Annotated in this window: 11 protein-coding genes and 1 pseudogene; 11 read left to right on the forward strand and 1 reads right to left on the reverse strand. The window is 74.0% G+C overall.

Translation table 11 applies throughout. The annotated features are described in order from the left end of the window. Positions 1-87: 87 nt before the first annotated feature. The 10 genes and pseudogenes from ACIGJO_RS34555 (at position 88) to ACIGJO_RS34600 (ending at position 9,484) form a co-directional block, all read left to right on the forward strand. On the forward strand, positions 88-1,206 hold the full coding sequence (locus tag ACIGJO_RS34555) for a ParA family protein (RefSeq protein WP_266929476.1): 1,119 nt from the start codon (positions 88-90) through the stop codon (positions 1,204-1,206). Further along, a complete protein-coding gene (locus tag ACIGJO_RS34560; protein ID WP_399965227.1) occupies positions 1,203-1,817 on the forward strand; it encodes a hypothetical protein in 615 nt (204 codons plus the stop codon). Before ACIGJO_RS34555 ends, ACIGJO_RS34560 begins: the two co-directional genes overlap by 4 nt. A 161-nt stretch (positions 1,818-1,978) precedes the next feature. Continuing rightward, positions 1,979-3,124 (forward strand): segregation/condensation protein A, encoded by a 1,146-nt coding sequence (locus tag ACIGJO_RS34565; RefSeq protein ID WP_399965156.1) that lies wholly within the window; start codon positions 1,979-1,981, stop codon positions 3,122-3,124. Then, positions 3,121-3,801 carry an SMC-Scp complex subunit ScpB gene (scpB, locus tag ACIGJO_RS34570; protein ID WP_399965158.1) on the forward strand — a complete coding sequence of 227 codons (681 nt, stop codon included), beginning with the start codon at positions 3,121-3,123 and terminating at the stop codon, positions 3,799-3,801. The genes ACIGJO_RS34565 and scpB overlap by 4 nt, the downstream gene beginning before the upstream one ends. Continuing rightward, positions 3,801-5,039 carry a pseudouridine synthase gene (locus tag ACIGJO_RS34575; protein ID WP_399965160.1) on the forward strand — a complete coding sequence of 413 codons (1,239 nt, stop codon included), beginning with the start codon at positions 3,801-3,803 and terminating at the stop codon, positions 5,037-5,039. Before scpB ends, ACIGJO_RS34575 begins: the two co-directional genes overlap by 1 nt. Positions 5,040-5,162: 123 nt before the next feature. Then, on the forward strand, positions 5,163-5,819 hold the full coding sequence (gene pnuC / locus ACIGJO_RS34580; RefSeq protein WP_399965162.1) for a nicotinamide riboside transporter PnuC: 657 nt from the start codon (positions 5,163-5,165) through the stop codon (positions 5,817-5,819). After that, a complete protein-coding gene (locus ACIGJO_RS34585; protein ID WP_399965164.1) occupies positions 5,816-6,895 on the forward strand; it encodes an AAA family ATPase in 1,080 nt (359 codons plus the stop codon). Before pnuC ends, ACIGJO_RS34585 begins: the two co-directional genes overlap by 4 nt. A 5-nt stretch (positions 6,896-6,900) precedes the next feature. Continuing rightward, positions 6,901-7,683, forward strand: coding sequence for an NUDIX hydrolase (locus tag ACIGJO_RS34590; protein ID WP_399965229.1), 783 nt, complete (start codon positions 6,901-6,903; stop codon positions 7,681-7,683). Next, a pseudogene (locus tag ACIGJO_RS34595) lies at positions 7,680-8,701 on the forward strand (ADP-ribosylglycohydrolase family protein). The gene ACIGJO_RS34590 and the pseudogene ACIGJO_RS34595 overlap by 4 nt, the downstream one beginning before the upstream one ends. Positions 8,702-8,704: 3 nt before the next feature. Further along, positions 8,705-9,484: a DNA polymerase beta superfamily protein gene (locus ACIGJO_RS34600; protein WP_399965166.1), complete on the forward strand. Its 780-nt coding sequence runs from the start codon at positions 8,705-8,707 to the stop codon at positions 9,482-9,484. Positions 9,485-9,518: 34 nt separating this feature from the next. On the opposite strand, the gene ACIGJO_RS34605 is transcribed toward ACIGJO_RS34600, so the two are convergent. Continuing rightward, entirely contained in the window at positions 9,519-10,217 is a 699-nt protein-coding gene (locus ACIGJO_RS34605) for a DNA polymerase beta superfamily protein (RefSeq protein WP_399965169.1), read from the reverse strand. A 130-nt stretch (positions 10,218-10,347) separates the two neighbouring features. On the opposite strand from ACIGJO_RS34605, the gene ACIGJO_RS34610 reads away from it, so the two are divergent. Next, positions 10,348-13,644 (forward strand): hypothetical protein, encoded by a 3,297-nt coding sequence (locus ACIGJO_RS34610; RefSeq protein WP_399965171.1) that lies wholly within the window; start codon positions 10,348-10,350, stop codon positions 13,642-13,644. Positions 13,645-13,707 lie beyond the last annotated feature (63 nt).

A 13,707-nucleotide genomic window follows, 5' to 3' on the forward strand; every position in this document is an offset into this window, starting at 1 on the left:
CTATCGATAAGTTTCCTGGTCACGTCCAAGGAGGTAAGACGACTTGTGAATGAGTCGACATTTACTCCCGGGGGTGGTCAACCAGGGATGCCTGCACGGGGTCAGGGCCCGATCGGGCTCGAAGCTGTCGGCTCCGTCGCTGTCCGCACCTTCGCCACCCAACAGCACATGACGACAGCCCCCCAGATGATGGACGGCCTACACGTGAACGCCATGGCCGGCAACGAGAGTGGCCGGGACTCCGCCCACTTCGCCGACTTCGCCGAGGTGCCCGAGGGGCACTTCTACGACCCCGATGCCGAGTACGAGCCCGATCCGGAGTACGCGGCCACCCTCGCGCCCGACGCCGCGCGCCAGCGCCGCGAGCGGATCGGCCCGACCGGGCGGCCCCTGCCGTACTTCCCGATCCCGGGTCCGTTGACCGATCACGGCCCCGCGAAGATCATCGCGATGTGCAACCAGAAGGGCGGCGTCGGCAAGACCACGTCGACCATCAACCTGGGCGCGGCACTCGCGGAGTACGGACGCCGCGTCCTGCTCGTCGACTTCGACCCGCAGGGTGCCCTGTCGGTCGGTCTCGGGGTCAACCCGATGGAGCTCGACCTCACGGTCTACAACCTGCTCATGGAGCGGGGCATGTCGGCCGACGAGGTCCTGCTGAAGACCGCCGTACCCAACATGGATCTGCTGCCGAGCAATATCGACCTCTCCGCCGCCGAGGTGCAGCTGGTCAGCGAGGTGGCCCGGGAGTCGACGCTCCAGCGCGCGCTGAAGCCGCTGATGGCCGACTACGACTACATCGTGATCGACTGTCAGCCCTCGCTGGGCCTGCTGACGGTGAACGCGCTGACGGCGGCTCACAAGGTCATAGTGCCGCTGGAGTGCGAGTTCTTCGCTCTCCGTGGCGTGGCACTGCTCACCGAGACCATCGAGAAGGTCCAGGAGCGGCTCAACCCGGAGCTGGAGCTCGACGGCATCCTCGCCACCATGTACGACTCCCGTACGGTGCACAGCCGCGAGGTCCTCGCGCGGGTCGTCGAGGCCTTCGACGACCACGTCTACCACACGGTCATCGGCCGTACGGTGCGCTTCCCGGAGACCACGGTCGCCGGCGAGCCCATCACCACGTACGCCTCCAACTCGGTCGGCGCCGCCGCCTATCGTCAGCTCGCCAGGGAGGTGCTCGCCCGGTGTCACGCCGAGTGAGTCTGCCGGGGGCCGACGAACTGTTCCGTACCACCGGTGGGATGGGGCTCCAGGCCTCATCCCCCGCGGACCGGCGACGCAAGGCGAACAGCGAGGGGCGGGTGCCCGCCCCGGCGGGTGAGGGCGAGGCCCCGGCGGACGCACCGGGCCCGGAAGGGGCCGGCAGTGGCCCTTCCGGCCGTCCGGCGGCCCGGACCCGTGAGGAGCACTCGGCGGCGGGCGCCGACGGGGGCGAGTCGCGCAGCCGCGGCGCCGAGGGCGACCGGTCCGCGCCGGGCGCCAAGACCGTCCCGGCGACGCGTTCCGCCGCTCAGACCCCCGCCGCCTCCCAGGATCCGGCTTCCGCCGCCCAGCAGCAGCGCAGGCGCGGCGGAGGGCGTGGGGCCAACCGCCGGCCCAGCGGCCGGGAGCGCCACGACGAGAAGATCACCGTCTATGTGTCGGCCGAGGAACTGATGGACCTCGAACACGCCCGCCTCGTCCTGCGCGGCGAGCACGGGCTCGCCGTCGACCGCGGGCGCATAGTGCGTGAGGCCGTCGCGGTGGTGCTGGCCGATCTGGAGTCCCGGGGCGACGCGAGCATTCTCGTACGGCGGCTGCGCGGCCGCTGAGTGGTCCGGCGCCGGTAGCCTGCCCGGGAGGGGCCGGCCGGCAGCCGCGCCCGGCTCCACGCCCGTAGGGGCCGGGGGGTCCGTCCGGGCCCCCCGTCCCCGCCGCCCGTGCCGGGGCCGCCACCGCCCGCCCGTGTTCCCGCCGCACCACCTGGACCGCGATGCCCACCACCGACGACCCCGCGAGCCCGCGCCGCCGCAAGCTCGGCCCCGGGCCCGGTGCTGTCGCGGCCGGGCACCCGCGGTCCGAGCCCGGCGCCGTGCCGGAGCCGGCAGCGGGCACCGTGCCCGAGCCGGAGACCGTGGCCGGGCAGCCCGTACCCGTGGCCCAGCCGGAGCCCGTGGAAGAGCCCGGGACCGGGGCCGAGCCCCTGGAAGAGCACGAGCCCCTGGCCGAGCAGCCCGAGCACGAGCCCGCGGCAGAGGCCGAGCCCGTGGCAGCGCCCGAGCCCGCGGCAGCGCCCGAGCCCGCGGCGGAGGAAGGTTCCGGCGGTGACGACAAGCGCTTCACGGTGCGGCTCGCGAACTTCGAGGGGCCCTTCGACCTTCTCCTCCAGCTGATCTCCCGGCACAAGCTCGATGTGACCGAGGTGGCCCTGTCCAGGGTCACCGACGAGTTCATGGCGTACATCCGCGCCATGGGAGCGGACTGGGACCTCGACCAGACCACCGAGTTCCTCGTCGTCGCCGCCACCCTGCTGGACCTGAAGGCCGCCCGGCTGCTGCCGGCCGCCGAGGTGGAGGACGAGGCGGACCTGGCACTCCTGGAGGCCCGGGACCTGCTCTTCGCGCGGCTGCTCCAGTACCGCGCGTACAAGCGGATCGCCGAGATCTTCCACACCCGGCTGGAGTCCGAGGCCCGCCGCCACCCCCGTACCGTCGGCCTCGAACCCCAGCACGCCGAGCTGCTGCCCGAGGTCGTCATCGGCATCGGCGCCGAGGGCTTCGCCCGGCTCGCGGTGAAGGCGATGCAGCCCAGGCCCAGACCCCAGGTGTACGTCGACCACATCCACGCACCGCTGGTCAGCGTGCGCGAACAGGCCGGGATCGTGGTGGCGCGGCTGCGCGGGGCGGGCGAGGTGAGCTTCCGGGCGCTCGCCGAGGACGCGCCGGACACCCTCACGGTCGTCGCCCGGTTCCTGGCGCTCCTGGAGCTGTACCGGGAGAAGGCCGTCACCCTCGACCAGCGGGAGGCGCTCGGCGAGCTGCTCGTGCGCTGGTGCGGCGGGGAGGGGGCGGAGCCCGCGGTCACGGACGAGTTCGACCAGGAGATCCACGCGGCGGCCGAGGAGGACGCGGAGACATGAGCACGCAGCACCGGGACGGCGGCGGCCGGGAGGGCGACGGGGGGCCGGTACCCGGTACGGTCGCGGCCCTCGATCTGAAGCCCGCCCTGGAGGCGGTCCTGATGGTCGTCGACGAGCCCGCCACCGAGGCGCACCTGGCCAAGGTCCTCCAGCGGCCGCGCAGGGCCGTGGCGGACGCGCTGCGGGAGCTGGCCGACGAGTACACCGTGCAGCGCCGGGGCTTCGACCTGCGGCTCGTGGCGGGCGGCTGGCGCTTCTACACCCGTCCCGAGTACGCGGACGCCGTCGAGGGCTTCGTCCTGGACGGCCAGCACGCCCGTCTCACCCAGGCGGCTCTGGAGACGCTCGCGGTGGTCGCGTACCGCCAGCCGGTGAGCCGTTCGCGGGTCTCGGCGGTGCGCGGAGTGAACTGCGACGGCGTGATGCGGACCCTCCTGCAGAGGGGTCTGGTCGAGGAGGCGGGCGCGGAACCCGAAACAGGTGCGATCCTGTACAGGACGACGAACTACTTTCTGGAGCGTATGGGCCTGCGAGGCCTGGACGAGCTCCCGGAGCTCGCGCCCTTCCTCCCGGAGGCGGACGCGATCGAGGCTGAGACGCTAGAGGGTGTGCCGTCGTTCGATCCGGACGCACCGGACACCCCGGATACTCACGCACACGACAAGACGGATTTTTGATGCGAAGCAGTGGCAGGAACAGCGGAAGCGGCGGCGGCAACGGCGGCGGCAGGAGCGGCGGCGGCACCGGCGGCAGGAGTGGTGGCAGCGGCGGCCGCAGCGGTGGCAGCAGTGGCAGCGGCGGCGGTGGCCGGAACCCCCGGGGCGGCAGCGGATCCTCCGGCGGCTCCTTCCGGCCGAAGGGCCAGGGCGGCGGTCCCGGCGGTGGTCAGGGCGGGCGCGAGGACAAGCAGGAGCAGCGGCCCCGCCGTCCCCGTCCCGAGGAGCGCCGCTACGACGTGGGCGCCGACAAGCCCGGCGGCGACGGCGGTCTGCGCAAGGGCCGCGGCGCGGCGGCGCGCGGCGGTGCCAAGGGCGGCCCGAAGCCCTCGCAGAGCGCGGGCCGCGGCCGGCGTGCCCCGTACGGCGCCCCGGCCCGTCCGCGCGAGCTCGAAGCCAAGATCGAGCAGCGCAACCGGGACAGGTACGCGAACAAGCCCGACATCAAGCTGCCCAAGACCCACCCGGGTGCCGAGGAGGAGGGCGAGCGCCTGCAGAAGGTGCTCGCCAGGGCGGGCATGGGCTCGCGGCGTGCCTGCGAGGAGCTGATCGACCAGGCCCGGGTCGAGGTCAACGGCGAGATCGTCGTCGAGCAGGGCATGCGCGTCGATGTGCACAAGGACGAGATCAAGGTCGACGGCCTGACGGTCGCCACCCAGTCGTACCTCTTCTTCGCGCTGAACAAGCCCGCCGGTGTCGTCTCCTCCATGGAGGACCCCGACGGCCGGCAGTGCCTCGGCGACTACGTCACCAACCGGGAGACGCGGCTCTTCCACGTCGGCCGGCTGGACACCGAGACCGAGGGCATCATCATGCTCACCAACCACGGTGAGCTGGCCCACCGTCTCACCCACCCCAAGTACGGCGTGAAGAAGACCTACCTGGCCGCCATCCAGGGCCCGCTGCCGCGCGATCTGGGTAAGCGGCTCAAGGACGGCATCCAGCTGGAGGACGGGTACGCCCGCGCCGACCACTTCCGGGTCGTGGAGAACACCGGGAAGAACTACCTGGTCGAGGTGACCCTCCACGAGGGCCGCAAGCACATCGTGCGCCGCATGCTGGCCGAGGCCGGTTTCCCGGTCGAGCGGCTGGTGCGGACGTCCTTCGGGCCGATCCCGCTGGGCGACCAGAAGTCCGGCTGGCTGCGCCGTCTCACCAACACCGAGGTCGGCATGCTGATGCGCGAGGTCGGTCTGTAGCCGCCCCGTCCGTCCCAAAGGCCCGCGGCCGGTTCCTGTCAGATCCCGGACAGGAACCGGCCGCGGGCCTTTCGCTGTCGCCGTTCCGCCTTTATAGTCAGAGTGACTATTAAGGAGGCGGGCGTGAGTCTCGCGGATTTCCTCGATCCCCTGCAGCAACCCCTGGTGACGGTCCTGGACACCCCGGTCAGCTGGACCGAGGTGCTCGGCTTCGGCAGCGGGGCGCTGTGCGTCTGGCTCGTGGCCCGCCAGCACATCGCCAACTGGCCCATCGGCATGGCCAACAACCTCTTCTTCATCCTGCTGTTCGCCCAGTCCGGCCTGTACGCCGACGCGGGCCTCCAGCTCGTCTTCATCACCCTCGCCGTGTACGGCTGGTGGACCTGGACCCACGGGGGTGGACCAGGGACGTCCGTCCTGCCGGTGCGCACCACGACCCGCACCGAATGGGCCTGGCTGCTCACGGCGGGGGCGGTGGGGACGCTCGCGCTCACGCTTCTGCTGTCCCGGGCCACCGACTCGACGGTGCCCTTCTGGGACGCGCTGACGACCTCGCTGTCGCTGATGGCGACGTACGGACAGTGCCGCAAGCGGGTCGAGTCCTGGTGGCTGTGGATCGCCGCCGACGTGGTGTACATCCCGCTGTACGCGTACAAGGAGCTCTATCTGACCTCCCTGCTGTACGTCGGCTTCCTCACGCTCTGTGTCATGGGGCTGCGCGGCTGGAGCCGTGACCTCGCCGCGGGCCGGAACCGCCCGGCGGAGGTGGCCGCGGTATGAAGCGCTTCGCGCACGGCCTGGTCCTCGGCAAGTTCTATCCGCCGCACGCCGGTCACCACCACCTCGTCCGCACCGCCCGCGACCGCTGCGAGCGGCTGACGGTCCTGGTCTGCGCCGCCTCCGTGGAGTCCGTCCCGCTCGCCGACCGGGTCGCCTGGATGCGCGAGGTGCACCCGGACGTCCGGGTGGTGGGCGCCGTCGACAACACCCGCATGGACCTCACGGACCCGGCGATCTGGGACGCGCACATGGCGGTGTTCACCGGTGCGGTCCCGGAGCCGGTCGACGCCGTCTTCACCTCGGAGTCCTACGGCGCGGAGCTGGCCCGGCGCTTCGGCGCCGCGTCCGTCGCGGTCGACCCCGGCCGCACTCTCTTCCCGGTCTCCGGAACGGCCGTGCGCCAGGACCCGGCCGGCTGCTGGGACTTCCTCGAACCGCCCGTCAAGGCCGCCCTCGCCCGCCGGATCGTCGTCGTCGGCGCCGAGTCCACCGGCACGACCACCCTGGCGCGGGCCCTCGCCGAGCACTACCGGGCACGCGGCGGGATCTGGGCGCGGACCGGGTACGTCGCCGAGTACGGGCGCGAGTACAGCGAACAGAAGCTGGCCGCGCTGCGCGACCGGTGGCCCGGCGCGCAGTGGGAGGACGTCGCCTTCACCACGGACGACTTCCCGCTCATCGCGAAGGCCCAGAACGCCGCGGAGGAGGCGGCCGCGCGCACCGGATCCCCGGTGCTGTTCTGCGACACCGACTCCTTCGCCACCACCGTGTGGCACGAGCGGTACGTCGGTGGCCGCAACCCGCTCGTCGAGGAGATCGCGGACCGGGTCCGGCATCATCTGTGGCTGCTCACCGACCATGAGGGCGTCGCGTTCGAGGACGACGGGCTCCGCGACGGCGAGGAGCTGCGGCCCTGGATGACGGACCGGTTCCGCTCCGAACTCACCCGTACCGGAAGGGAGTTCATCGAGGTCACCGGTCCGCGTGAGACGCGGCTGGAGACGGCCGTCGCCGCTGTGGACGCGCTGCTCGCCGCCGGGTGGAACTTCGCCGCGCCCCTTCCGGAGCGGCGGTGAACAGCATCGCGGACGACGATTCCGCGGCGCGGGCGCGGGGCCGCCGCGAGCCCGCCCCCGGCGCCCCGGAGGGCTACGACCCGCACGCCTTCACCCCCTTCGCGGTCACCGTGGACCTCGCGGTCTTCACGGTCCGGGCGGGCCGGCTGCACGTCCTGCTCGTCGAGCGCGGCGAGGAGCCGTACCGGGGCCACTGGGCCCTGCCCGGCGGCTTCGTCCTGCCCCGTGAGTCGGCCGAGACGGCCGCCCGCCGTGAACTCGCCGAGGAGACCGGCCTCGGCGAGGACACCGTCCGCGGCCTCCACCTCGAACAGCTGCGCACCTACTCCGAACCGGACCGCGACCCGAGGATGCGGGTCGTCTCCGTCGCCTACGCCGCACTCCTGCCCGACCTGCCCGAGCCGCGCGGCGGCGGGGACGCGGCCCACGCGCGCTGGTGGGAGGCGGACGGCCCCGGCGGCCTCGCCTTCGACCATCGGCGGATCCTCACCGACGCCTACGACCGGATCGGCGCCAAACTCGAATACACCTGTCTGGCCACGGCGTTCTGCCCCGCGGAATTCACCCTCGGCGAGCTCCAGCAGGTGTACGAGACCGTGTGGGGCGTGGAGCTCGACCGCCCCAACTTCCGGCGCAAGGTCCTCAACGTGCCCGGCTTCGTCCAGGCCGTCGAAGGGCCGCCGCGCCGCACCGGCGGACGGGGGAAACCGGCCGCTCTGTACCGGGCGGGTGCCGCTACCGCCCTGCACCCTCCACTCCTGCGACCGGAAGGACGGACAACGCGATGAACGCGACCAGGACCCTCACCAAACAGGCGGCCACGGGTGCGCTGACCGGGCTCGCGCTCGGCGACGCACTGGGCTTCCCCACCGAGTTCGACGACGTGCCCTCCATCCTCGCCGCGTACGGGCCGTGGCGGCGGATGGCGCTGCCCCGGCCCGCGGTCGTCAGCGACGACACCCAGATGACGATCGCGCTGGGGCGCGGCATACGCACCGCGATGGACCGCGGACCGCTCACCCCGCTGCGGCTGGTCCGCCCGGTCCGTGAGGAGTTCGTGGACTGGTACCACTCACCGGACAACAACCGGGCCCCGGGACGCACCTGCATGAAGGCCTGTCATCTGCTCGACGGTGACCGGATCTGGCAGGAGGCCAGTCAGACCGGCTCCAAGGGCTGCGGCGCCAATATGCGGGTCGCGCCCATCGGACTCGTACCCGGCCTCAGCGAGGAGCAGCGCGCCGGTGCCGCCCAGCTCCAGGCCGCCCTCACCCACGGCCACCCGACGGCACTGGCCGCCTCCGACCTGATGGCGCGTGCGGTGTTCCTGCTGGCACAGGGCGCGGAACCGATGGGACTCGTGGGGCAGCTGCGCTCGTACGCGTACGAGAACAGCGGCCGCTACCCGCAACGGTGGCTCGGAGACCTCTGGCGCTACGCGGGCGACGCCTCGCCCGCGGCGTACATCCGGCGCGGCTGGGACGAGTGCCTGACCGCGCTGGGCAGGGTCCGGGACGCCCTGCGTTCCCCGTCGCCCGAGACCGACCCCTGCCTCGCCACCGGAGACGGCTGGGTGGCGGAGGAGGCCTCGCCACCGCCCTCCACTGCTTCCTGCTCTTCCCCGAGGAGCCCGTCACCGCCCTGCGCAGGGCGGCGTGCACCCGGGGCGACTCCGACTCGCTGGCCTGTCTGACGGGTGCGCTGGCCGGGGCACACCTGGGCGCGGGCGCCTGGCCCAAGGAATGGTCCGAACGCGTCGAGTACCGCAGCGACCTGTTGTCGCTGGCGGCGCTCTGGGACTCGTGAGCCATGACCACCGCGACCACCCTCCTCCAGCGGGCCGGGCTGCCGGTCACCGACCTCGGCCCGGTCCTCGCCGACGAGCCGGCACCGCTGCTCTTCGCCACGGTCTCCGGCGCCCATCTGTACGGATTCCCCTCCAAGGACTCGGATGTGGACCTTCGGGGGGTCCATATCCTGCCCCCGCACGACCTGGTCGGGCTGCGGGAACCGGAGGAGACACGCACCCGGATGTGGGTCCGCGACGGGGTCGAGATGGATCTCGTCACACACGACCTCCGCAAGTTCGCCCGCCTCATGCTGCGGCCCAACGGATATGTGCTGGAACAGCTGCTGTCCCCGCTCGTCGTGCACACGAGCCCGCTCCACGCGGAGCTGTGCGCCCTGGCCCCGGGCGTGCTGACCCGCAACCACGCGCACCACTACCGGGGGTTCGCCGGCACCCAGTGGCGGCTCTTCGGGAAGACCGGTGAGCTGAAACCGCTGCTCTACACCTTCCGCGCGCTGCTCACCGGCATCCATCTGATGCGCAGCGGCCGGGTACTGGCCCATCTGCCGACGCTGCTCGGCCAGGTGGCCGCCCCGGCGTATCTGCCCGACCTGATCGCGGCGAAGGCCGAGGCCGAGCACGGGGCGGCGCGGGAGCTGGACACGACGGCGGTGGAGCGGGACGTCGAGGGGCTGCACCGGGTCCTGGACGAGGCGCGGACCAGGTCGCTGCTGGCGGACGCGGTGACGGAGTTCGACGCGCTGAACGAACTGGTCGTGCGCGCCCGGCTGGGGGAGTGACCCCGCTCGGGCGGACGGCCCGCGCCGGGGTCCCTCAGGCGGCCCTCCGCGCCGACGCCCGCCGGGTCCGGACGAGGAAATCCTCCACCCGGGCCCGGTCCGGGCCGGCCGGCAGCGGGGAGCGGGCGGCCGCCTCGTCGCTCTCGTCGGCCAGCCGGTTCATCCGGGTCTCCACCTCCGCCCACGGGACCTCCCCGCGCTTCACCGCCAGCAGCTCCTCGCGGGCGTCACCGACCTCGATCGTCAGCTCGCCCGTACGGAGCAGATCCCGGCAGCTCGCCAGCAGCCGCAGCAGATGCATCGCGTGCTTCCAGCGCGGTGCGCCGTACTGCCTGACGTCCGCGTCCAGCTTCCCGCGCTGGCCCCGGGCGTAGCGGACGAACGTCCGGTGGGCGACCCGGGACAGGAACGCCCCGCGCAGCGCGAGCAGTTCGCGGCCCGTGTCGTCGATCCGCTCCACCAGCGGGGAGTGCAGACACTCCAGCACATTCGGGTTGGCCCGCAGCGCCAGTTCGCAGAAGCGTTCCAGCTCCCAGGAGAACTGCTCGTCGGCCGGCCCCTCGACATGCGTCGGCGGCTTCTCGAAGCGCCAGAACAACGGGGTGGGGGCGAGGAAGACCCCGCGCCGGTCCGTGTCGCTCCCGTCCGTGGCGAGTCCGAACGCGCGCGATCCCATCACGCACGAGTAGATCGTGTGGTCGCGTACGAGGTTCTCGGCTCCGGCGCTGGTCATCTGCGCGACAGTACGTGAGCGACGGCCGTTCCGCGCCCGAAAATCATTGCGCGCCGACGCTCCCCGGTGCCACCATCGCCACCATGACGATGATCCGAAAGGTCCGGCTCACCCCCACCCGGTGAGCGCCGTGAACCCACCCACGTCCCGCAGAGAAGAAGCCGCCGTTCTGTACGCCCGGTTCGACCACCTTCCGTACCCGGCCCGCATGCGGGCCATCGCCGTACACACCCGCTCCCTGGACGACGCCGGCTATCGCGCCGCCCGTGCGGCCCTGGACACCGCGGACCCCGACGACCGCCGGCTGGCGCTGTTCCTGGCCGTGGTCCGCCGCGATCTCGAAGCCGTCGCCCACGCCCTCGCCGACCCGGTGCTGCGCCCGCGCGCCCTGGCCGCCGCGATCCGGCTGCCGGTACCCGAACAGGCCCTGGAATCCGTGGCCCTGAGCCCCCTGAGAGCCGTACGCCACGACACGTACCGCGTGCTGAGGCTGTCCCGCCGCCACGCGCTCGCCGACCTGCTGCTGCCGCGGATCCACGCGGCCCACGGCGACGACGACACCGCCAGGCTGCTGCCCGCCTGTACCTCCGCGGCCGTCGCCCGATGGCTGCCCCGGCTGTCCGGGGTGCCGCGGCCGGTCCTGCACGCGCTGGCCCGCACCGCGCCACTGGCGCTCGCCGCCCACCTCGCCGACAGCACCCCGGCCGACGGCCCGGACCGCTGGGAGGCGGACCGGCTCCGCGACCGGAACCGCTACCTGACCGGCCGTCTCACCGCACGTGATCCGGCCGCCGGCGCACTGCTCCTGGAGCGTGCCCCGCACCTGGTCACCGGGCCGGCCGCGGCGGTGCTGCTCAGGGAACCCGCCGCCGTGGCGGCCTCCCTGCGGCGCACCGGAACCGAACGGATCCCGCTCGCCCCCGACGGGCTGTCCCGGCGGGCCCGCCGTGCGCTGGAGGCGTGCGGGCCGGACGACACCGCCCTGCTCGCGGATGTCCTGCGGGTGGAGCACCGGGCCGGCGGCCCGTTCGAACGATGGACCTCGGCGGAGCCCCTGCTCGCCCTGCTGCCACCGGACGTACGCCGCCGCACGGTCGAGGCGCGGATGGCCGAGGGCAACTGGACCGGTCACCTCGGCCCCGTCTCCGCCCTGGCCCCCGAGGACCGGACGGAGTTCGTCGGCCGCCTGCTGACCGGGCGGACCGGACGCCGCGCCTTCCCGCGCAGCCGGTTCGCGTCCCTGCTGCCGCTGCCCGAGGCGGAACCGATCCTGCGGGAGCTGAGCGCCGCCCACCGCCCGGCGGAGCGGGCCCTGGCCTGGGCCGCCCTGCTGCGCTGCGTCAACGATCAGGAGGATCCGGAGGCGTACGCCCGCGTGCTCCTCTCCTGCGAGCGGGCCTGGCACGACCAGGAGGAGGTGCGCCACAGCGCCCTTCTCGCGGCGGGCGAGGCCCCCGGCCCGCTGCTGGACGCGGCCCCCTTCGCCGCCCTGCGCGACGCCGCGATGACCACCGTCCAGTCCCGCGACTCGACGGCCGCGACGCTTCGGACCGCCGGACAGTGGCTGCGGCGCACCGCCCGGTCCGCGGTGCGCGCCGGTGACCCCGGGCGGGCGGCGGCCGTCATCGGGCTGCTCGTCGAGGTACTGGCCGATCCGCGCGGCAGCGGGGAGGTGCGCCCGCTGGACATGGCGGGCGACGGGGTGCTCGCGGTCCACGAGCACGGCGGCGGACCGGCCCCCGGCCGGCTGCTGCTGTACGCGGGCCTGTTCGCGCGGCACCTCGCACGGCTCCCCGGGCTCGACGCGGCGGTGGGGCGCGCGGCCCTGGGCGATCCCCGCGGCGAACAGGGACGGCGGGCCGCCGCGCTGTGGCTCGCCGACCCGGCCACCCGCGAGCGGCGGTGCGCCGAACTGCTCGCCGCCGACGTGTCCTTCGCGGCCGCGCCGGAGGTCTGGCAGATCGTGGCCCGGCGCCGCACCGATCTCCTCGACACCGTCATCGGACCGGGACTGCCACCGCGCTGGGCACCCCGGCAGACGCGCAGCGGGCTCGGACGGTGGCTGCCGCACCAGCGCGCCCTGCTCGACGCCCGGCTGGCCCGGGTGGCGGCCGACGACGGCGTACCCCTGCGGGAACGGACCGATGCGGCGGCCCTGCTGGGCGACACCGGGGCGCTGCACGCACTGGCCGCCGGGGCGCCGCAGCCCGTCGCGGCGGCCGCCTGCACGGCGCTGGGGGCACGGGCCGCCGAGCGCGGCGGGGTCGCCGCACACCCGGCGACGCTGGACTTCCTGCTCGACCGCGCCGGAAGCGGCGGGGTCCGGGGCCGGGCGGCGATGGCCGGGGCCTCGCTGCTGCTCGGCACGGTGCCCGACGGGGAGGCCACGGCCCGGTTCGCCCGGATGGTGCGGGACACCGGCCGGTCCGTCGGCAGCCGGAAGGCGGCCGTCCGGGGGCTGTCCGCGCTGGGCTCACCGGCCGCGTTCGCCGCCGTGCTCGCGGGCTGGGACGCACCCGACCAGCACCGTGACGTCCACGCCGCGATGGCCGGCCCGCTGACGGAGCGGATGGACGATCCCGGCGTCGGGGAGCGGCTCGCCGCCCGGCTGCACCACCGGGCGGTACGCGAACGGGTCCTCGCCGCCCGCCCCGACCGGGCCCCGGCCGCAGGCGCCCTGTACCGGTTCCTGGCCCGCACGGCGGCCACCGCGGAGCGGGACACCGCCCTTCCGGCAGCCCGCGCGCTGAAGGGGCCCGCCCGCGCCGACCCGGTGGTGCGCGCGACGGTCTCCACCGTGGCCACCGACCCGGAGCGCCCGCGCGAGGTCCGGGGCGTCGCGGTGGACCTGCTGTGCGAAGGGGCCTCTCCCGGCCCGCGTCACCGGGAACTGGTCACCGTCCTCGGCATCCTGGTGGCGCAGGCCCGGGGCACCGCCCCCGAAGTGCGGCGCGGCGCGCTGTGGGTCCTGAACGGGCAGATCACCCCGTACGACGACCGCCCGGCCGGTGCGCTGGACGCGGTCGCCGACGCGCTGGAGCAGGCCGGACTGACACACTCCGCCTCCCGGGCGGCGCTGCTGGCGGCGCTGGCGGCCCTGGCGTCCTCGGACGCCTCGCCGGAGCGCTGGGAGCGCTGGCTCGGCCTGGCGGGGGAGCGGCCCGGCTGTCTGGACCCGCTGCTCGGCCACCGGCGGATGCCGGGGAACGCCCAGTCCGTGGAGACCATCGCGACGGTGGTGGAGACGCTGCGCCGGCACGGCACGGTCACGGCCGGACTCGCCGCCGTGCAGCTGGTCGTCCGGGCGGGCTCGGCCGCCTCCTGGGCGCGGCCGTGGACGGACCGGCTGGACGCGCTGTGCGCGAGCGGGCATCCGGAGGTCGCGGAGGCCGCCCTGCTGGCGGACCTCGGGCGCCCGGCCGCCTGACAGGTGCGCCGCTCCCGGCCGCCACGGACGTACCGGCCGGGAGCGGCGCGGTGCCGGGAGCGG

Origin of the sequence: Streptomyces sp. NPDC079020 (assembly GCF_044542225.1) — a bacterium.
In the GTDB taxonomy this organism is placed as follows: Bacteria; Actinomycetota; Actinomycetes; order Streptomycetales; family Streptomycetaceae; genus Streptomyces.